The organism is Agrobacterium tumefaciens (assembly GCF_013337285.1).
Classification (GTDB): domain Bacteria; phylum Pseudomonadota; class Alphaproteobacteria; order Rhizobiales; family Rhizobiaceae; genus Agrobacterium; species Agrobacterium burrii.
In genome coordinates, this window is record NZ_SUPW01000010.1 from 45,783 (window position 1) to 64,393 (window position 18,611).

19 protein-coding genes are annotated in these 18,611 nt (G+C 61.1%); 14 read left to right on the forward strand and 5 right to left on the reverse strand.

What is annotated here, in order from left to right:
- The first annotated feature begins 46 nt into the window (after positions 1–46).
- From FCH38_RS20975 to FCH38_RS21000, 6 genes are all read left to right on the forward strand, one after another.
- Positions 47–1,057 (forward strand): iron-siderophore ABC transporter substrate-binding protein, encoded by a 1,011-nt coding sequence (locus FCH38_RS20975; RefSeq protein WP_174375032.1) that lies wholly within the window; start codon positions 47–49, stop codon positions 1,055–1,057.
- The gene (locus tag FCH38_RS20980; RefSeq protein WP_174375033.1) at positions 1,054–2,097 is read left to right on the forward strand and encodes a FecCD family ABC transporter permease; all 1,044 of its coding nucleotides are present in this window, start codon (positions 1,054–1,056) and stop codon (positions 2,095–2,097) included. Before FCH38_RS20975 ends, FCH38_RS20980 begins: the two co-directional genes overlap by 4 nt.
- Positions 2,094–3,134, forward strand: coding sequence for a FecCD family ABC transporter permease (locus tag FCH38_RS20985; protein ID WP_174375034.1), 1,041 nt, complete (start codon positions 2,094–2,096; stop codon positions 3,132–3,134). Before FCH38_RS20980 ends, FCH38_RS20985 begins: the two co-directional genes overlap by 4 nt.
- Positions 3,131–3,940: an ABC transporter ATP-binding protein gene (locus FCH38_RS20990; protein WP_174375035.1), complete on the forward strand. Its 810-nt coding sequence runs from the start codon at positions 3,131–3,133 to the stop codon at positions 3,938–3,940. Before FCH38_RS20985 ends, FCH38_RS20990 begins: the two co-directional genes overlap by 4 nt.
- A 76-nt stretch (positions 3,941–4,016) precedes the next feature.
- Positions 4,017–4,298 (forward strand): type II toxin-antitoxin system RelE/ParE family toxin, encoded by a 282-nt coding sequence (locus tag FCH38_RS20995; RefSeq protein ID WP_149900962.1) that lies wholly within the window; start codon positions 4,017–4,019, stop codon positions 4,296–4,298.
- A gap of 52 nt (positions 4,299–4,350) precedes the next feature.
- Positions 4,351–4,650: a HigA family addiction module antitoxin gene (locus FCH38_RS21000; protein ID WP_149900963.1), complete on the forward strand. Its 300-nt coding sequence runs from the start codon at positions 4,351–4,353 to the stop codon at positions 4,648–4,650.
- A gap of 19 nt (positions 4,651–4,669) precedes the next feature.
- Here FCH38_RS21000 and FCH38_RS21005 read toward each other — a convergent pair whose 3' ends face one another.
- Positions 4,670–5,542 carry a helix-turn-helix transcriptional regulator gene (locus FCH38_RS21005; protein ID WP_174375036.1) on the reverse strand — a complete coding sequence of 291 codons (873 nt, stop codon included), beginning with the start codon at positions 5,540–5,542 and terminating at the stop codon, positions 4,670–4,672.
- 134 nt (positions 5,543–5,676) lie between these two features.
- Between FCH38_RS21005 and FCH38_RS21010 the strand changes: the two genes are divergently transcribed.
- The 6 genes from FCH38_RS21010 (at position 5,677) to FCH38_RS21035 (ending at position 11,647) form a co-directional block, all read left to right on the forward strand.
- Entirely contained in the window at positions 5,677–6,891 is a 1,215-nt protein-coding gene (locus tag FCH38_RS21010) for an amino acid ABC transporter substrate-binding protein (protein ID WP_174375037.1), read from the forward strand.
- Positions 6,892–6,961: 70 nt separating this feature from the next.
- Entirely contained in the window at positions 6,962–7,834 is an 873-nt protein-coding gene (locus tag FCH38_RS21015) for a branched-chain amino acid ABC transporter permease (protein ID WP_174375038.1), read from the forward strand.
- A complete protein-coding gene (locus FCH38_RS21020) occupies positions 7,831–8,739 on the forward strand; it encodes a branched-chain amino acid ABC transporter permease (protein ID WP_174375039.1) in 909 nt (302 codons plus the stop codon). The genes FCH38_RS21015 and FCH38_RS21020 overlap by 4 nt, the downstream gene beginning before the upstream one ends.
- Entirely contained in the window at positions 8,736–9,464 is a 729-nt protein-coding gene (locus tag FCH38_RS21025; RefSeq protein ID WP_174375040.1) for an ABC transporter ATP-binding protein, read from the forward strand. Before FCH38_RS21020 ends, FCH38_RS21025 begins: the two co-directional genes overlap by 4 nt.
- A complete protein-coding gene (locus FCH38_RS21030) occupies positions 9,457–10,179 on the forward strand; it encodes an ABC transporter ATP-binding protein (RefSeq protein ID WP_174375041.1) in 723 nt (240 codons plus the stop codon). The genes FCH38_RS21025 and FCH38_RS21030 overlap by 8 nt, the downstream gene beginning before the upstream one ends.
- 16 nt (positions 10,180–10,195) lie before the next feature.
- Positions 10,196–11,647, forward strand: a complete 1,452-nt coding sequence (locus FCH38_RS21035; RefSeq protein ID WP_174375042.1) for an aldehyde dehydrogenase — start codon at positions 10,196–10,198, stop codon at positions 11,645–11,647.
- Between the two features lie 30 nt (positions 11,648–11,677).
- Here FCH38_RS21035 and FCH38_RS21040 read toward each other — a convergent pair whose 3' ends face one another.
- Entirely contained in the window at positions 11,678–12,574 is an 897-nt protein-coding gene (locus FCH38_RS21040; RefSeq protein WP_135397603.1) for a choline sulfate utilization transcriptional regulator, read from the reverse strand.
- 94 nt (positions 12,575–12,668) lie between these two features.
- On the opposite strand from FCH38_RS21040, the gene FCH38_RS21045 reads away from it, so the two are divergent.
- Both FCH38_RS21045 and betC read left to right on the forward strand, forming a co-directional pair.
- A complete protein-coding gene (locus FCH38_RS21045) occupies positions 12,669–13,622 on the forward strand; it encodes a choline ABC transporter substrate-binding protein (protein ID WP_174375043.1) in 954 nt (317 codons plus the stop codon).
- 14 nt (positions 13,623–13,636) lie between these two features.
- Entirely contained in the window at positions 13,637–15,151 is a 1,515-nt protein-coding gene (betC, locus tag FCH38_RS21050; protein WP_174375044.1) for a choline-sulfatase, read from the forward strand.
- Positions 15,152–15,166: 15 nt separating this feature from the next.
- Here the strand turns inward: betC and FCH38_RS21055 are convergent, their stop codons facing one another.
- Genes FCH38_RS21055 through argH form a run of 3 tightly spaced genes read right to left on the reverse strand, consistent with a single transcriptional unit; the run spans position 15,167 to position 18,608 of the window.
- Positions 15,167–16,057, reverse strand: a complete 891-nt coding sequence (locus tag FCH38_RS21055) for a carbohydrate kinase family protein (RefSeq protein WP_174375045.1) — start codon at positions 16,055–16,057, stop codon at positions 15,167–15,169.
- Complete coding sequence (locus FCH38_RS21060; protein WP_153516054.1) at positions 16,054–17,094, reverse strand: ABC transporter ATP-binding protein; 1,041 nt, start codon at positions 17,092–17,094, stop codon at positions 16,054–16,056. The genes FCH38_RS21055 and FCH38_RS21060 overlap by 4 nt, the downstream gene beginning before the upstream one ends.
- Positions 17,094–18,608, reverse strand: a complete 1,515-nt coding sequence (gene argH / locus FCH38_RS21065) for an argininosuccinate lyase (protein WP_174375046.1) — start codon at positions 18,606–18,608, stop codon at positions 17,094–17,096. Before argH ends, FCH38_RS21060 begins: the two co-directional genes overlap by 1 nt.
- Positions 18,609–18,611: the final 3 nt, after the last annotated feature.

An 18,611-nucleotide genomic window follows, 5' to 3' on the forward strand; every position in this document is an offset into this window, starting at 1 on the left:
GAAGCTGAGAGTTCAAGTCCACTTTTGAACCTTTGAGAGCTTCGTCATGCTTCGTCCGTTCCGCTGCCTCGTGCCGGCCCTTGTGCTGTTTCTGTCGATAATCGCGCCAAATATGGCCTTGGCGGATGATGCGATGACCTATCCCATCGTCATCAAGCACGCCTTCGGTACGACGACGATTACGAAGAAGCCGCAACGGGTCGCCACCGTCGCCTGGGCAAACCATGAGGTGCCGCTGGCGCTTGGCATCGTGCCTGTCGGTTTCGCCGCCGCCAATTTTGGTGATGATGACGGCGATGGCCTGCTGCCCTGGGTGGCAAAGCGGCTCGCCGAACTCAAGGCGGACAAACCGGTTTTGTTTGACGAGGGCGATGGCATCGATTTCGAGGCCGTGGCGGCAACGCAGCCAGATGTCATTCTCGCGGCCTATTCCGGTCTTAGCCAGTCTGACTATGATACGCTGAGCCAGATCGCGCCCGTGGTGGCCTATCCCGTCTCTCCATGGGCGACGGACTGGCGCGACATGATCCGGCTGAACAGCGCCGGGCTTGGCATGGTTGCCGAGGGCGAGGCACTGATCAAACGCATCGAGGCAGAGATTGCCGAAGTGGTCGCCGGTCACCCGCAGCTGAAGGGCAAGTCGGCAATGTTCGTCACCCATCTCGACGCCACCAATCTCAGCGTCGTCAATTTTTATACCGCCAATGACAGCCGGGTGAAGTTCTTCGCCGATCTCGGGCTCGCCTCGCCGAAAAGCGTCGTGGAAGCAACGAAGCCGGGGCAGTTCGCCGCCGGTGTCAGCGCCGAGCGTGTCGATGCATTCGACGATGTCGATATTGTCGTGACCTATGGCAGCAAGCCGCTGTTCGATGCCATGCGCGCCGATCCGCTGCTTGCCCGCATGCCCGCCGTCTCCCGCGATGCCATCGTCATGCTCGGCCGCGATCCGCTCGGCACCGCGTCCAACCCAACGCCGCTGTCGATTTCCTGGGTTTTGAAGGACTACGCCGATCTTCTGGCGAAAGCGGCGGACAAATCCTCCGGGAAATCCCAATGACTATGCATGGATCCGGTAAAGGTCCGGCCGTGCTGCTTGCCGGCCGCTCCAACCGTAAACGAACGGCGTGGCTGAGCGCCGTGCTGGCGATTCTGGCCGTGCTTTGCGCGCTTTCAGTCGCCATCGGCACGCGTGATGTATCGCTGGCGGATATTACCGCAGCGCTTGCCGGCCGGGTTGAGACGGTTGCGGAAGCGGCCGTTGCGGTTCGCCTGCCGCGCACGGTGCTTGCGCTTCTGGCCGGTGCCGCACTCGGGCTGGCAGGGGCCATAATGCAGGGCGTCACCCGCAATCCGCTGGCCGATCCCGGCATTCTCGGCGTCAATATGGGGGCCTCGCTCGCCGTCGTCATCGCCATCGTCTGGTTCGGCATTGCGTCTTCACAGGCCTTCATCATTGCCGCCATCATTGGTGCGGGTCTCTCGGCCGTCTTCGTTTATGTCGTCGGTTCGCTCGGGCGCGGCGGGGCCACCCCGCTGAAACTGGCGCTTGCTGGTGCTGCCACATCCGTCGCCTTCTCGTCATTGGTTATCGCCGTGGTTCTGCCGCGCAGCGATATTGCCGGCGGCATCCGCGCCTGGCAGATTGGCGGCGTCGGCGGCGCGACCTTCGAGCGCATCGAGACCGTTCTGCCGTTTCTGGCCGCCGGTTTCGCCATCAGCCTGCTTTCGGCGCGCAGGCTAAATTCGCTGGCTCTGGGCGATGAGCTCGCCGCCGGCCTTGGCGAAAACGTCGCTGTCGCCCGAGCCGTGGCGTCTTTTGGGGCTATTTTGCTCTGCGGCACGGCTACCGCCATTTGCGGGCCGATCGGCTTTGTCGGGCTGGTTGTGCCGCATCTGTGCCGTCTGCTCGTCGGTGTTGACAATCGCTGGCTCCTGCCGTTTTCCGCGCTTGGCGGCGCCTGCCTGCTGCTGGCTGCCGATATTGTCGGCCGCATCGTCGCACGGCCGTCCGAACTCGATGTCGGCATCGTCACCGCGCTGGTCGGTGCACCGTTCTTCATCTGGATCGTCAGACGCCAGCGGGTGCGTGAACTATGATCATGCACGCTGCCGTCATCGACACACTGGTCTTGAACCGCCACGCCCGACAGCGCCGGCGCCGCCTCGTCATCGCCACCCTGTCGGCCCTGCTGATTGCTGCATTCGCCCTGACGCTGATGCTGGGGCAATCCTTTACGCCGCCCGGTGAGGTGATCCGCGTCTTGGCTGGCGAGGATATTGCCGGCGTCAGCTTCACCGTCGGGCAATTGCGCCTGCCGCGCGCGCTGCTCTCGGTGCTGGCCGGGCTGAGCTTTGGGCTGGGCGGTGTCGCCTTTCAGATCATGCTGCGCAATCCGCTGGCCAGTCCCGACATTATCGGCATCAGTTCCGGTGCGAGTGCTGCCGCCGTCTTCGCCATCGTCGTGCTGCAGCTGAACGGACCGCTTGTCTCGGTCTTTGCCGTCATCGCCGGTCTTGGCATTGCGCTGCTGGTCTATCTCCTGTCCTTCCGCAACGGCGTGGCGGGAACGCGGCTTATCCTTGTCGGTATCGGCGTTTCCGCCATGCTCGAAAGTTTCATCGCCTATATTCTCTCCGTCGCGCCCGCCTGGACGCTGCAGGAGGCGATGCGCTGGCTGACGGGCAGTGTCAACGGCGCCAAACTTGCCCAGACGTCGCCGCTCTTTGTCGCCCTCATTCTGTTCGGTGGGTTACTTTTGAGCCGCGCGCGTGATCTTGAGGCGTTGCGGCTCGGCGATGATGCCGCCGCCGCGCTGGGCGTGCGGGTTGGGAAAACGCGCATCATCGTCATCATCGCCGCCGTGGGCATGATCGCTTTTGCCACGGCCGTCTCGGGACCTATCGCCTTTGTTGCCTTCCTGTCGGGGCCGATTGCCGCGCGTATCGTCGGCAGCAACGGCTCACTGCTCATTCCCGCAGCACTTGTCGGGGCCGTACTGGTGCTGGTGGGCGATTATTGCGGCCAGTTCCTGCTGCCGGGCCGATACCCGGTCGGCGTCGTTACCGGCGCGCTTGGCGCGCCCTATCTGATTTACCTTATCGTGCGGGTCAACCGCAGCGGAGGCTCGTTATGACCGGCCACTCCCTTTCCGTGAACGGCCTTTCGGCTGGCTACGGTGAAACCCTTATTATCGAAGGGCTGAACCTCGTCGTTCCACGCGGGAAAATCACCGTCATCGTCGGGGCCAATGCCTGCGGCAAGTCCACCCTGCTGCGCAGCATGTCGCGGCTTATCACGCCCCGCGCCGGGCAGGTCCTGCTCGACGGTAAATCCATCCATCGGCTTCCTTCGAAAGAGTTGGCGCAGCGCATGGGCCTCCTGCCGCAATCGCCGATCGCGCCGGAGGGTATCGTCGTCGCCGATCTCGTCAGCCGTGGCCGGCACCCGCATCACGGCCTGTTCGCCCGCTGGTCGCGCCAGGACGACGAGGCGGTTGCCGCTGCCCTTTTCGCCACGGATACGGTGGACCTTGCCGAGCGGCCGGTAGATGAACTGTCGGGCGGCCAGCGGCAACGCGTCTGGATCGCCATGGCGCTTGCCCAGCAGACCGACATATTGCTGCTGGATGAACCCACGACCTTCTTGGATATCAGCCATCAGGTCGAAGTACTGGACCTTCTGACTGACCTCAACCAGTCCCGTGAAACCACAATCGTCATGGTGCTGCACGATCTCAACCTCGCAGCCCGTTATGCCGATCATCTCGTCGCCATGACGGACGGAAAGCTGCATGTCTGCGGCACACCGGAAGAAGTGCTGACGGAAGAGAATGTCCGCCACGTCTTCGGCATCGAAAGCCGGGTCATCGAAGATCCGACCTCCGGCAAGCCGATGATGCTGCCAATCGGGCGGCATCGGGCGATGACGGGACGGCAATAAATTGTATCTCTTTAAGATACCGTTCTGTTGACTTCTGAGTGTATCGGTTTATGATACCAATATCACGAGGCCAGCAATGATCCGTTCTTTTAAAAACAAGCTGACCGCATCGATTGACGACGGATCTGTGAAGAAGGGCTTTCCCGCGGATCTCATACGCCGCGCCCAGCAGCTGCTCACGATTCTGGATGCGTCGACCACGGTTGACGACCTTCGGTCACCACCGGGTAACCGTTTGGAAAAGCTGTCCGGCGACCGTGAAGGCCAATATTCGATTCGGATCAACAAGCAATGGCGTATCTGCTTCGTCTGGACAGACGCGGGGCCGGAAAGCGTGGAAATAACCGATTATCACTAGTCGGTTATTTTCGGAAAGCTCAGGACAAATAGGCCAAGGAGGGCCAGCGATCATGACAATCAGCAAATCGCCCCCGATCCACCCGGGCGAAATCCTGCGGGAACTCTATCTGGAGCCGCTGGGCATGTCAGCATACGCCCTTGCAAAGCACCTCAATATTCCTCGCACCCGCATAGAACGGATTGTGGGAGAGAAACTTGGTATCACCGCCGACACTGCCTTGCGCCTCGCAAAGTTTTTCAAGACCACACCGGAATATTGGCTGAACTTGCAGAACGCCTTTGACATTAAGGCCGCCGCTGCAAGGCTGGAAGCGGACCTTGCCAATATCAAAGAACTGGAAGCCGCCTAATTCTCAGCCGCCTTTCAGGTCACGGCCAAGCCGCATAAGATGGCGGCGGCAGGTTCTGCATCCGCGTTGCGGCCCGGCGGAAACGTCCGGGAGACGTGCCCTCGTTGCGGGTGAAAAACCGATTGAAGTAGCCGGGGTCCTGAAACCCCAATCGAAACGCAATTTCAGCAACTTGCAGTGAAGAGTTAAGAAGAAGGTCGCGTGCTTCGGAGATGATTTCGCGGTGAATATAGGCCTGTGGTGAAAGCCCCGTGGCCTTGTGAACCGCAAATCCCAGCCGTTCGCGGCTGACACTCAAATGTCTTGCATAATCGTCCACGCCCCATTGATCGCGCTTGTGCTGGCTTACCAGCAGGACGAACCGTTCGGTGAGGCTGCCGGGCGTGGAGACGGCCGCGGCAATATCGGCCATGGCGTGCTGGCAGATGCGGATGAGGGTGACGGAGAGCAGGCTGGCGATGATCGTGTCCGAACCGGTTGTAGCGCGCACATTTTCGCTGGCGATGGTCTCGATATAACCTGCCAGTTCCTGCCGATCCTTTTCCGCTGGCGTCTGCGTCAAAATACGCTGCAATATATTGCGCACCGCGCTCGCGCTCGTGCCTGTGGGCATGGCATGGGCAAGGCCGATTTCGGTCGTCCTCAGCAGCGATCCACGAGTTCCGGCATTCAACCGCAGGCGGCCCGCGGGGGCGATGGGCAGCCAGACGAGCCCCGGTGCCGTGACAGGCAGCGTCTTTTCACCCTGCAGGATTTCTGCTTCGCCGGCGGAGAGAAGCAGCAGATGGGCACTATCCGCTTCCAGCCGCAATTCCGATACGCGCAGCGCTGAGGTGAGGGTGCGTGCGGTTATCTCAACGCGGTTGCCGGCAATCTGGCTGTACAGCGGCATTATGCCTCCAAAAGTACAATAATGCGCTACGCTAGTGCATTTTATATGCGGCTGTCATTGCTAAACTTTGATCAGCGCAGGGGAAAGCCTTGAGGAGAACGGCAACCCCGAGAAGGCGCTTTGGGAGGAACATCATGAATAGTCTGAAGCGCAGAACGCTGTTCTGCCTGCTCTCCGGTGCTGCCCTGTCGGCAGTATCTTTCGGTTATGTCAATGCGCAGGACCGCACGTCGGTGAAGATCGGTTATGCCGTTTCAAAAAGCGGCGCCAATGCCACAGGTGCTGGCATCACCACCATTCCGAACTACAAATTGTGGGTGAAGGAGGTCAACGATGCCGGTGGCCTCACCTTGCCGGATGGCAAGCGCCTGCCGGTGGAAGTGGTCGAATATGACGACCGCTCCTCGGCCGAGGATGCGGTACGTTTCACCGAACGTCTGGCCAGCCAGGACAAGGTCGATTTCATTCTGCCGCCATGGGGCACGGGCTTCAATCTGGCCGTCGCACCGCTTTATGAGCGCTTCGGTTATCCGCAACTGGCAGTGACCGGCGTGACCGACAAGGCGCCTGAATTTGCCGCGCGCTGGAAGAAGAGCTTCTGGATGCTGGGCGGCGGCCATGATTATGCCAATGCGCTGGCCGACGTTCTGAAAGCCGCACGCGATGCCGGCCAGATCAACGACAAGGTCGCGGTGATTTCCGTGGCTGACGGTTTCGGCATCGATCTCATCAAGGCCGCGCGACCGGCGCTGAAAGAAGCGGGTTTCACACTGGCCTATGACAAGACCTATCCGGTCGGCACTTCGGATTTCGCAGCACTTGTGAACGAGGCGGCGGCGAGTGGTGCGGACAGCTTCATCGCCTTTTCCTATCCGCCCGACAGTTTCGCGGTGACGAAACAGGCGCAGACGGCCCGGTTTAACCCGAAGGTTCTTTATGTCGGCGTCGGCGGTGCTTTCCCGATCTTCCCGAAGGTCTCCGATGGCAAGCAGGGAGGCGTGATCAGCATCGGCGGCGTTGATGGCAGCAGCGACAAGATCGAGGATTATTTCAAGCGCCACGAGGCCTTCATTGGCGCCAAGCCGGACAGCTGGGCAAGCGCCATCACCTATGCGAGCCTCGAAATGCTGGCCCAGTCCATCCAGCGTGTCGGCCTCGACAAGGCGGCGGTGGCAAGCGAGCTTTCGACGGGAAGCTTCGAAACCGTCATCGGCCCGGTCAAGCTTGAGGACAACCAGCTTCGCCAGCTATGGTGGGCGGGACAATGGCAGGGTGACCGCTTTGTGGCGATTGCACCCGCAGACCGTTCAGGCGCGGCAAAGCCGGTCATTCCGAAGCCGCAATGGTGAGCCGTTGCCGGCCGGGGCCGTGAACCCCGGCCGGCAGGCTTCGGCCATGTTCCAGACTGGAGACAATCCCTTGTTTTTATCCACCCTCATCTTCGGCTTGATGCTGGGAGGGACCTATGCGCTGATCGCGCTTGGACTTTCGCTGCAATATGGCATCGCCCGCATCATGAACCTTGCTTATGGCGAAGTGCTGATTGCGGCTGCCTTCTTCGCCTTCGTGCTGTTTTCTAGCTATGGCCTTTCGCCGCTCTTGTCGCTGTTCATTATCGTGCCGCTCGGTTACTGCCTGTCCTTTTTGATCTACCGGGTCATGATGCGGCCGCTGGTACGCCGTTCGGGCGGGGCCGGCCGTCTGGAAGTCGATTCCATACTGGCGACCTTCGGGCTGCTCTTCGTCATTCAGGGCATCATGCTTGTCGTGTTCGGCGGCAACTATCATTCCTATTCCTATCTCGCCGATGGCGTCGATATCCTCGGCACGACGGTGGCGCTCAACCGGCTCCTGTCCTTCTGCCTGTCGGTCGTCATCGGCGGCGGGCTTTATCTGGCGCTCACCCACAGTCGCTGGGGCCTCAACCTGCGGGCGGTGGCGCTTGCGCCCAAATCCGCGCCGCTGGTCGGTATTGATGTGAACCGTGTGGCCTCGATCGGCTTTGCGCTTGGTGGAGCACTCGCCGTGGCGGGCGGGGTGATGATCTCGATGTACCAGACCTTTTCCGCCTCCTATGGCGTGGTCTTCACCATGAAGGCGCTTGTCGTTGTCATCATGGGGGGTGTCGGCAATCTGCTCGGCGCGCTGGTGGCCGGCCTGCTGCTCGGCCTCGTAGAAACCTTCGTGCTGGTTTATGTCGATCCCGGTCTCACACTTGCCGCCACCTATCTGCTTTTCCTCGTGGTGCTGCTCTGGCGACCGGAAGGCATTTTCGCAAGGAGGGGCAAATGATCCCGCTTCTCATCGGCCTTGCCGCAGTCGCGCTGCTGGCGCTTTCCCCCATCTTTTTCGATGCCTATGGCGTGGGTGTCATCATTGGCCTGTTGGGTTATGCGACGCTCGCCTCCGCCTGGGCGATGTTCTCCGGTCCCACCCGCTATATTTCACTCGCCACCGTCGCCTTCTTCGGTGTCGGGGCCTATACGGTGGCGGTGCTGAGCGAGGTTTTGCCCTGGCCGCTTGTGCTCCTGTGCGCGGCCCTTGTCGGTGCGTCGCTTGCGCTTGTCGTCGGGCTTTCCACACTGCGCGTCGCCGGCATTTATTTCGTGATCTTTTCCTTTGGCCTTGCCGAGCTCATCCGCCAGCTCATCACCTGGTATGAGGTGAATGTGACTGGCACGCTTGGGCGCTATATCTTCCTGCCGCTGGAGCCGCAGCATGTGCTCTGGCAATTGCTGGCGCTGGCTGTCATCACCCTTCTGCTGGCAATCCTGATCGACCGCAGCAAGCTCGGACTGGCGCTGAAGGCAATCGGTGACGACGAGGTCGTGGCGGCCCATGCGGGCATCAATCTCGCCCGCACCAAGTTGACGCTCTTCGTGCTGTCGGCCACGATCATCACGCTGGTCGGCGCCATTCAAGCCCCGCGCTGGGTCTATATCGAGCCGGCCATCGTCTTTAATCCGCAGGTCTCGTTCCTCACCGTCATCATGGCCTTGCTTGGCGGAGCCACACGCCGCTGGGGACCCATTCTCGGTGCGGTGCCGCTGTTCCTGCTGTTCGAATGGCTGGGCGCCAACTTCCCCAACCATTTTTCCATCATCCTCGGCGCCCTCTTCATCCTCATCGTCTTTGTGTTGCCGGATGGCGTGCTGGCGGCGCTTGAGAAACTGCGCAAAAAGGAGAAAGCCGCATGAGCGCTGTTCTCGAAATCACCGATATCCGCAAGACCTTTGGCGGGCTGAAGGCGGTGGATGGTCTTGGTCTCACCATCAAGGCCGGCGAGGTCGTCGGGCTGCTGGGGCCGAACGGTTCCGGCAAGACGACGCTGATGAACCTGATCTCCGGGGCGCTGAAGCCAACCGAAGGGTCGATCCGGCTAAAAGGGCAGGAGATTGCAGGAAGGCGGCCGGATGTGATTGCCCGCGCCGGCGTGGCGCGCACCTTCCAGCTCGTGCGGCTTTTGCCGTCGCTTTCCCTGCTCGAAAACGTCGCCGTATCGGCCATGTTCGGGCCGCAATGCCTGTCCCGTCTTGAGGCGGAGAAGGTCGCGCGGGCCTGCCTCGAAAGGATTGGCCTTGCCGGGCGGGAGACCCTGCCGGCCGGCGATCTCACCTATATCGACCAGAAGCGGCTTGAACTGGCGCGTGCGCTGGCGGGTGAACCGAAGCTTCTGCTTCTCGACGAATGGCTCGCGGGCCTTAACCCCACGGAGCTGCAGGAAGGAATAGCGCTGATCCGGCGGCTGGCATCGCAGGGAACGACGATCCTGCTAGTGGAACACATCATGGCCGCCGTGCGCGCACTCTGCCCGCGCTCCGTGGTCATGGCGGCGGGTCGCAAGATTGCCGACGGGCCGACGGCAGTAGTGCTTGATGATCCGCAGGTCATTTCCGCCTATCTGGGAGCGGCACATGCTTGAAATAGATGCACTGACAATCCGCTACGGCAAACATCTTGCGGTTGACGGCATATCGCTCAATGTCGCCAAGGGCGAAACGGTGGTGCTGCTCGGGGCCAATGGCGCTGGCAAGTCGTCGCTGCTGAAAGCGGTCGGCGGCATGGTTGCGCCGGCCTCCGGCGAAGTGCGCGTCAACGGCGCGTCGCTTGCCGCTGTCCCCGCTCATCAGATCGTGGAGCGGGGCGTGGCGCTGGTGCCGGAAGGACGCGGAATTTTCGCAGCGCTGACGGTGGAGGAAAATCTTCGTCTCGGGGCCAATCCCCGCCATGCCCGTTCAGCGGAAAAGACGACGCGCGAGCATATTTTCTCGCTGTTTCCGCGCCTTGCCGAGCGGCGGCAGCAGCTTGCCGGCACCATGTCCGGTGGCGAACAGCAGATGGTCGCCATCGGGCGGGCGCTGATGTCGGCACCGGATTATCTGCTGCTGGATGAGCCGAGCCTTGGGCTTGCGCCCATCGTCACGCAGGAACTTTTTGCCGCTTTGGGTGAGATCAAGAAGAGCGGCCTTTCCATTCTGCTCGTGGAGCAGAATGTACGCGAAAGCCTTGCGCTCGCCGATCGCGGTTATTTGCTGGAAGCAGGACGGATTGTCGGGGCAGGCACGGCTGAAGCCCTGTCCGCCGATCCCGCCGTGCAACGGGCGTTTCTCGGCGGTACCACCGCCGCCATTGTCTGAACTCAGGAGAAAGACCATGCAGACTGTCAATCTTTTCATCGGCGGTGATCATTGCCCGGCCGCAAGCGGCAAGCGCTTCGAGCGCAGCAACCCCATTACCGGCGATGTGGCGACCAGTGCGGCGGCGGCAACGGTGGAGGACGCTATGCGCGCGGCCGATGCCGCGGCGGCCGCTTTCCCGGTCTGGTCGGCAACGCCGCCCGGTGAACGCCGCCGCCTGCTTCTGGCTGCCGCGCAGGCGCTTCTCGCCGCCGGGCCCGACATCACCCAGGCGATGAAGGAAGAAATCGGCGCAACCGATGCCTGGGCCGGGTTCAACGTCAAACTGGCGAGCGACATGCTGGTCGAGGCAGCGAGCCTGACCACCCAGATCAAGGGCGAGATCATCCCCTCCAACCGTCCGGGAACCATGGCGATGGCGCTGCGCCAGCCGGCCGGTGTCGTCCTGTCCATGGCGCCGTGGAATGCGCCGGTCATTCTCGGCGTGCGCTCCATCGCCACGCCGCTTGCCTGCGGCAATACGGTTGTCATGAAGACCTCGGAACTTTGCCCGCGCACCCATGCGCTGATCATCGAAGCCGTCGCTTCCGCCGGTCTGCCGAAAGGCGTGCTCAACGCCGTCTCCAATGCGCCGGAAGATGCCGCAAAGATCGTCGATACGCTGATCTCGCACCCCGCCGTCAGACGGGTGAACTTCACCGGCTCGACCCGCGTTGGCCGCGTGATTGCCGAAACGGCCGGCCGTTATCTGAAGCCCGCTTTGCTGGAGCTTGGCGGCAAGGCGCCGTTCATCGTGCTTGACGACGCCGATATCGACGCGGCTGTCGCGGCCGCCGCCTTCGGTGCCTATATGAACCAGGGCCAAATCTGCATGTCGACGGAGCGCATCATCGTGCTCGACAGCGTTGCCGATACATTCGTGGACGCCTTCGCCAAAAAAGCTTCGAGCCTCACGGCCGGCGATCCGCGTGAGGGCAAAACACCGCTCGGCTCGCTGGTCAGCGCCGAAGCGACATCGCGCATCCGGGCGCTGGTGGATGATGCCGTGTCCAAGGGCGCGCGGCTGGTCGCGGGCGGCGGCGGCAATGGCACGATGGTGGATGCGATCGCCGTCGATGGCGTCACGCCCGCCATGCGGCTTTATGCGGAGGAAAGCTTCGGCCCCGTCGTCTCCATCATCAGGGCGGGCAGCGTGGATGAGGCGGTGAGCATCGCCAACGAAACCGAGTTTGGCCTTTCTGCCGCGATTTTCGGCAGGGATCAGGCGCGGGCGCTTTCGATTGCCGCCCGGATTGAAAGCGGCATATGCCATATCAATGGCCCTACCGTTCACGATGAGGCGCAGATGCCTTTCGGCGGTGTCAAGGCATCCGGTTACGGCCGTTTTGGCGGCACGGCGGGCATTGCGGAATTCACCGAGCTACGCTGGGTCACGTTGCAGGACGGGCCGCTGCATTATCCCATCTGAACCGGAAACGGTACAGGCTGGCGGGCGGCGTCACCGCCGCTCGTCGATCAGCCAGCCGGTGAGTTTCCTCACCGCGCTGTCGCTGCTTTTCGGCCGCATCAGCCAGTAACCGCGTCCCGGCGCATCAAGGCTCGGGCCGGCCGTCACCAGCACGCCGGCTTCGAGTAACGGATCGACCAGTCCGGCCCAGCCGAGTGCAAAACCCTGCTCACCGATGGTTGCCTGCACCACCATCGTGTAATTGTTGAAGCTGATATCGCCGCCATCATGCTCGGCACCGCGGTGCACGCCAAAATGCTTGAAATAGGCAGCCCAGTCGAACCAGTGCGCCTGTGACGTGTTTTCGAGGTGGATGAGTTTATGGCGTGAAAAATCAGCGACACCCGCCGGTGCCGGCGTTTCCGCCAGGAGCGCCGGCGAGCAGACCGGCGTGACCTTTTCCGAAAGCAGCAATACCGCTCCTTCGCCCGCCTCCTGCCGCGTGCCGAAAATCACCATCACGTCGCTGTCGTGTTTGCCCTGGCCAAGTGGGTCCTGCGTGGCGACGATCTGGATGTTGATGTCGGGGTTGAGCGCGCGAAATCCGTGCATGCGCGGGATGAGCCACAGGGACGAAAAGGCATAGTCCGTGTGCAGACGGATGGTCTGCCGTTCCTCCGTCCGGCGAAGCTGCTGCGCCAGAAGGTCGATGGCGTCGACATTGCGCGAGACGATCTCGAACAGCCTCTGGCCCTCCGTCGTCAATTCGATACCGCGATGTCTGCGCTGCACGAGCGCCACGCCCAGTTCCTCCTCCAGCCGGCGGATCTGATAACTGACGGCCGGCTGGGTCAGCCGCAGGGATGCAGCCGCCGCCGTCAGGCTGCCGCGGCGGGCAACCTCGGTGAAAATGCGCATCCATCCGAGATCGAGAGGCCGGTCTGACATTAAAATTCCTTATATCAGTCATCGAAAAATACCTGCTTCACAGGCAAAAACAATGTGGTGTTCAATAAACTGGACTAATAAAAGGGGAGCCACAATGAAAACCATTTCTCATCTGCACCGCATCGCCGCCGGTCTCATTCTGTCCGTGGCCGCCTTCTCCACCCCGCTTCAGGCGGCCGATGACGCGGCCTGCAAGACCATCCGCCTTAGCGATCCCGGCTGGACCGACATCACCGCCACCAATGGCGTTGCTTCCGTCCTGCTCGATGCGCTGGGTTATGAGGCTGACGTCAAGACACTGTCGGTGCCGATCGGCTATCAGGCGATGAAGAACGGCGAGATCGACGTTTTCCTCGGCAACTGGATGCCGGCGCAGAAATCCTTCGTGGATGATCTGAATGCCGCCAAGGCGGCCGAGGTGATGACGAAGAACCTCGAGGGCGCCAAATTCACATTGGCAGTGCCGGCCTATATGGCGGAAAAGGGCGTCAAGGATTTTGCCGATCTAGCCAAACATGCCGACGAATTCGAAAGCAAGATTTACGGCATCGAGCCCGGCGCACCGGCCAACCAGAATATCCAGAAGATCATCGACGCCAATGATTTCGGCCTCAAGGGCTGGCAGCTCGTCGAATCCGGCGAACAGGCCATGCTGGCGCAGGTGGAACGGGCGGGCAGGGACAAGAAGGCGGTGGTCTTTCTCGCCTGGGCACCGCATCCGATGAATGAGAAGATCGATATCGCCTATCTCTCCGGTGGCGACGCCTATTTCGGCCCGAATTTCGGTGGTGCTGAGGTCTATACGCTCGTGCGCACCGGCTGGCCGCAGCAATGCCCGAATGCGGCGACGCTGTTCAAGAACCTGAAGTTCGATATCGGCATGGAAAACACGCTGATGGGCTCTATTCTTGGCGGCGAGGATTCCAAAGCGGCGGCATCTGCCTGGCTGAAAGCCAATCCAAAAGTGCTGGATGGCTGGCTGCAGGGCGTTACCACGCTGGAGGGCAAGCCGGGTGCGGACGCCGTCAAAGGCAAGCTTGGTCTTTAAGCCGGAAAATCGACATGCCGCGTCCCAATATCCTGATCCTGATGGCCGACCAGTTCAACGGGACGTTTTTTCCCGATGGCCCGGCCGATTTTCTCCACGCACCCCATCTGAAAACATTGGCGAAGCGGTCTGTCCGCTTCGCCAACACCTATACGGCAAGCCCGCTCTGCGCACCGGCCCGGGCGTCCTTCATGTCTGGGCAATTGCCCAGCCGGACGCGGGTTTATGACAATGCCTCCGAATTCGCGTCCGACATACCGACCTATGCACATCACCTGCGGGCGGCTGGTTATTACACCGGCCTTTCGGGAAAGATGCATTTCGTCGGGCCGGATCAGCTGCATGGCTTCGAAGAGCGCCTGACGACGGATATCTATCCCGCTGATTTCGGCTGGACACCTGATTATACCAAGCCGGGTGAGCGGATCGACTGGTGGTATCACAATCTCGGCTCGGTGACTGGCGCAGGCGTTGCCGAAATCACCAACCAGATGGAGTATGATGACGAGGTGGCCTATAACGCCACCCGCAAGCTTTACGACCTGTCGCGTCGTCTCGATGACCGGCCGTGGTGTCTGACGGTCAGCTTCACCCATCCGCACGACCCCTATGTGGCGCGGCGCAAATTCTGGGATCTCTACGAGGATTGCCCGGCGCTGGACCCCGAGACGGAAGCGCTTTCCTTCGATGAACACGACCCGCATTCGAAACGGCTGCTGGAAGCCTGCGACCATCGTGCTTTCGATATTTCGCCCGAAGAGATACGCCGGGCACGGCGCGGTTATTTCGCCAATATCTCCTATATCGATGAAAAGATCGGCGAAATCCTCGATGTTCTGAAGGCGACGCGGATGGAAGAGGACACGATCATTCTCTTCCTCTCTGACCATGGTGATATGCTGGGTGAGCGCGGCCTGTGGTTCAAGATGTGTTTCTTCGAAGGTTCTGCTCGCGTGCCGCTGATGATCGCCGCACCTGATTGGCAACCGGCTTTGATCGATGCCCCCGTCTCGACACTCGATGTCACGCCGACGCTGTGTGGGTTGGCCGGGCTGGATATCACCTCGCTTAAACGCTGGACGGATGGCGAGGATCTGGCTGCGCTAGCCAAGGGAACCGGCGGGCGTGGTCCGGTGCCAATGGAATATGCCGCCGAAGGCTCAATCGCACCGCTCGTTGCCCTTCGCGACGGCCGCTACAAGCTGTCGGTCTGCGAGGCCGATCCGCCGCTGCTTTATGATCTCGAGGCCGATCCGGAGGAACGCACCAATCTTGCCCAAGACCCCGCTTTCAGCGATGTGCTCTCATCGCTTTCGGCAGAGATTGGTCGGCGTTGGCAGTTGCCGGTGTTCGACGCCGCCGTTCGCGAAAGTCAGGCGCGGCGGTGGGTGGTCTACAAGGCGCTGCGTAATGGCGCCTATTATCCGTGGGATTACCAGCCCTTGCAAAAGGCCTCGGAACGCTACATGCGCAACCATATGGACCTCAACGTGCTGGAGGAAAACCAGCGTTTTCCGCGCGGAGAGTGAAACAGGCAGGATGCCTCAAGCGGCGGTCACCCTTGGTGCACCGCCAGCCGCCTGCACGGCAAGGCTGCCAGCGGCGACGCCGGCTTTGAGGCATTGCTGCTCATCCTGCCCCTGAAGCCATGCATCAAGAAAACCGGCATTAAAGGCATCGCCTGCGCCAGTTGTGTCGATGACCGGCACTTTCTGGGTTGCCATATGCTGCAGCCCCATCTGAGAGGAAACCCACGCACCCTGCGCGCCGCCCTTCAATGCCACGACGGGAAACGTCTCTGATAGGGCGCGGATCGCTGTTTCCGGGTCAGAATGACCGGTGATCGCTTCGGCCTCTTCGAGATTGGGCAAGAACACGTTGACGCCGGCACAGGCCCTGAGCAGGCCTTTGTCGTAGATCAGCGCTGCATCCCAGCTCGGGTCGAGAGAGACTGACAATCCGCTCGCCCTGGCGCGCGAGACGAGATCGGGAACCTCGTGCAGGGTAGCGAATTCGGCAATGTGCAGATGCCGTGCCTTGTCCCACGCAAAGGCGGCATCCAGTGTTGACGGACGGGCCGCACCGGCGCGGCGCGTCAAAAATGCCCGGTCCTGACCAACCACTGTCGCTACCGTGACTTGCGGTCCGGCATCTGTTGCATGTTCCAGAAACTGCAGGTCCACGCCGCTTTGCGCCATTTTCCCGCCGATATCGCGCGAAAACGTATCGGTGCCGAGCCTCGCCAGCAGCGCAACCGGACGGCCTATATGGGCAAAATGTGCGGCGGCAATGAAGGCTCCGCCGCCGGCGGCAATTTCCATGTCGCGGGCAAACAGTTCCCTGCCGAGCACGGGCAATTCATCGAGCCCGGTGAAAATGAGGTCGCAATAGATCCGGCCGACGCTGATGACGGCTGCTTTTTCTGTTGTCATCATGCGCGGCCCAGAAGCTTTTCCGTTTTGGCATCGAAAAGATAAAGCGAACCTGCTTCCGCCCGGCATTGCAACCGGCTGCCGACAACGGGGATGGATTTGCCTCTGGCGGTGGCAATCACCGAGGTGGTGTCGGTGTCCAGATGAACAAGCGTCTCCGGCCCGAGCGGCTCGACAGCCGTTACCGTTCCCTCAAGCGTAAACGTTCCCTGTGCAGCACCATTCTCGCCGACCAGCAGATCATGCGGCCGGACGCCGATCAGAAGTTCGCCCGTGGCGGAGAGTGCAACGCTGCTGGTTGTTTTGGTCCCTCGCAACAGGTTCATCGAGGGGCTGCCGATGAAGCGGGCGGTAAATACATCGACAGGCGTTTCGTAAAGTTCCGTCGGCGTGCCGACCTGCAGTATATGGCCGTCCTTCATCACCACGATACGATCCGCCATGGTCATGGCTTCTACCTGATCATGGGTGACGTAGACGGTTGTCGTCTTAAGACGTTGATGCAAGCGTTTGATTTCAATGCGCATCTGCGAACGCAACTGGGCGTCGAGATTGGACAGCGGCTCGTCGAACAGAAAGGCGGCGGGATCACGCACCATGGCACGACCGATGGCGACGCGCTGCCGCTGGCCGCCCGACAGGGCCGCGGGACGACGGTCGAGCAGGGCCTCCAGCCCCAGTACCCGGCCGGCCTCTTCAATGCGTCGGTTCTTTTCCGTCTTGTCGAGTTTTGCAGTGTAAAGTCCGAAACCGATATTCTGGCGAACCGTCATATGCGGGTAGATCGCATAGTTCTGGAAGACCATGGCGATGTTGCGCTGTTTCGGTTCTTTCTCGTTGACGACGTTTCCGGCGATCTTCAGCGTGCCGTCGGAAATCTCCTCCAGCCCGGCGATCATGCGCAGCGTGGTGGATTTTCCGCAGCCGGAGGGGCCGACGAAAACGACGAATTCGCCGTCTTCAATGGCCAGATCTATGCCTTTGACCGCCTCGACCTTGCCGTAGCGCTTCACGAGTTGATTGAGTTCGATTGTCGCCATTATCGCGCTCCCGTCAGGGCGGTGAATTTCTCTGCCAGTTCGGCGGCCTTCGCCGCTTCATGGTTGGTGGATTGTTGTGCCTCAGCCTCAAATGCACCAAGCTTGCCGCGATAGGCTGCAAACGCCTCCCGCATCGGTTCAGGCGCCGGGCCGCCGAAACGGCTGCGCACCGCGACGAAGTGCTCCGGCGAGACGATCTCCCTGAACTTTTCTTCGTTGATCCCCGTCTCGCGTCCTGTCAGTTCACTGAAAGCCCTAAGAAACGGCTGGTAACCGTCATTGGGCAGATCGCCCTTCAGCGCGACGACGGTTTTGGCGACGGTTGCGGCAATTTCGTGAGCCTGCCGGAATGACAGGTCTTCGATGCGGACAAGCGAATCCGCCAGTTCCGTGATGGTGATGCAGGAACGGCGAATGTTCTGGTCGACCCTTTCAGGATCGATGCTGATCTGGCCGACGAGGCTGGAGAGGAGATCGAGCACCCGGCCGGCGGAGGCGAAGGCTTCATAACCCATGCCCTGCGTTTCGCCTTCGCTGTCATTCATGTCGGTGAAGGGCGTGTTGTGCATCACGTCAAGCATGGTCCGCGCCCGACCGAATGTCTGGCTGGCGAGGTGGCGCAAATGCTCGATCGGCACCGGGTTGCGCTTCTGCGGCATGATCGAGGAAATCTGCACCAGCGAATTTGGCACATAGATTTGGCCGACCTCAAAACTCGTCCAGAACTGGAAATCCTGAATAAGCCTACCGAGATGCAGGAACATCAGTTCAATCGCGCCATAGGTCGCCGTCGTATAATCCACGGCGGCGATGCAGGAATAGGAATTGCGCAGCGGCGCGGAAAAGCCCAGCAATTCAGCGACGCGTGCACGGTCGATGGGGAAGCCCGAGGTGGTGATAGCGGCAGCGCCCATCGGCGAGAGATCGACGATGCGGCGGGCCTCGGCGAAGCGATCGATATCCCGGATCAGTACCTCGATGGCGGCGGAGAGATAGTGGCCGAAGGTGGTGGGCTGGGCCGGCTGCCCATGCGTATAAGCTACAATCAGGGTTGATTGATTGCGTTCGGCGGCATCGATCAGCGCTTTCAGCAGAACACGCGCCTTGGCAGTGAGCGTGTCGATCTTGTCCTTGAGGCCGATCTTGAACAGCGTGTGGTCGATATCGTTGCGCGAACGCGCCGTGTGAAGGCGGCCGGCGACATCGACACCGATGCGGGCTTTCAGCTCCTTCTCGATCAGGAAGAAGAAATCCTCGACATCGCCGGTATAGACGAGCTCAGATGGTTCGATGGTCCTGTCGATGTCTTCAAGCGCGCCGGCGATTTTGGCCGCCGTTTCGGCATCGAGAATGCCGGTTTCGCGCAACATGACCAGATGGGCGCGGTCTATGCGGCGGAAACCGTCGACATGGTGGTTCTTGGCGCCGTCGAACAGCGGACGCAGCACCGTTTCCTTGTAGACAGGATCGGGAAACTTGCTGGTATCCGACAGGCGCGGGTTGATATCGGCCATGAT

Bases quoted from the DNA above. Each gene is read 5' to 3' on its own strand.
- FCH38_RS20975 (WP_174375032.1), top strand. From the start codon at position 47: ATGCTTCGTCCGTTCCGCTGCCTCGTGCCGGCCCTTGTGCTGTTTCTG.
- FCH38_RS20980 (WP_174375033.1), top strand. From the start codon at position 1,054: ATGACTATGCATGGATCCGGTAAAGGTCCGGCCGTGCTGCTTGCCGGC.
- FCH38_RS20985 (WP_174375034.1), top strand. From the start codon at position 2,094: ATGATCATGCACGCTGCCGTCATCGACACACTGGTCTTGAACCGCCAC.
- FCH38_RS20990 (WP_174375035.1), top strand. From the start codon at position 3,131: ATGACCGGCCACTCCCTTTCCGTGAACGGCCTTTCGGCTGGCTACGGT.
- FCH38_RS20995 (WP_149900962.1), top strand. From the start codon at position 4,017: ATGATCCGTTCTTTTAAAAACAAGCTGACCGCATCGATTGACGACGGA.
- FCH38_RS21000 (WP_149900963.1), top strand. From the start codon at position 4,351: ATGACAATCAGCAAATCGCCCCCGATCCACCCGGGCGAAATCCTGCGG.
- FCH38_RS21005 (WP_174375036.1), bottom strand. From the start codon at position 5,542: ATGCCGCTGTACAGCCAGATTGCCGGCAACCGCGTTGAGATAACCGCA.
- FCH38_RS21010 (WP_174375037.1), top strand. From the start codon at position 5,677: ATGAATAGTCTGAAGCGCAGAACGCTGTTCTGCCTGCTCTCCGGTGCT.
- FCH38_RS21020 (WP_174375039.1), top strand. From the start codon at position 7,831: ATGATCCCGCTTCTCATCGGCCTTGCCGCAGTCGCGCTGCTGGCGCTT.
- FCH38_RS21025 (WP_174375040.1), top strand. From the start codon at position 8,736: ATGAGCGCTGTTCTCGAAATCACCGATATCCGCAAGACCTTTGGCGGG.
- FCH38_RS21030 (WP_174375041.1), top strand. From the start codon at position 9,457: ATGCTTGAAATAGATGCACTGACAATCCGCTACGGCAAACATCTTGCG.
- FCH38_RS21035 (WP_174375042.1), top strand. From the start codon at position 10,196: ATGCAGACTGTCAATCTTTTCATCGGCGGTGATCATTGCCCGGCCGCA.
- FCH38_RS21040 (WP_135397603.1), bottom strand. From the start codon at position 12,574: ATGTCAGACCGGCCTCTCGATCTCGGATGGATGCGCATTTTCACCGAG.
- FCH38_RS21045 (WP_174375043.1), top strand. From the start codon at position 12,669: ATGAAAACCATTTCTCATCTGCACCGCATCGCCGCCGGTCTCATTCTG.
- betC (WP_174375044.1), top strand. From the start codon at position 13,637: ATGCCGCGTCCCAATATCCTGATCCTGATGGCCGACCAGTTCAACGGG.
- FCH38_RS21055 (WP_174375045.1), bottom strand. From the start codon at position 16,057: ATGATGACAACAGAAAAAGCAGCCGTCATCAGCGTCGGCCGGATCTAT.
- FCH38_RS21060 (WP_153516054.1), bottom strand. From the start codon at position 17,094: ATGGCGACAATCGAACTCAATCAACTCGTGAAGCGCTACGGCAAGGTC.
- argH (WP_174375046.1), bottom strand. From the start codon at position 18,608: ATGGCCGATATCAACCCGCGCCTGTCGGATACCAGCAAGTTTCCCGAT.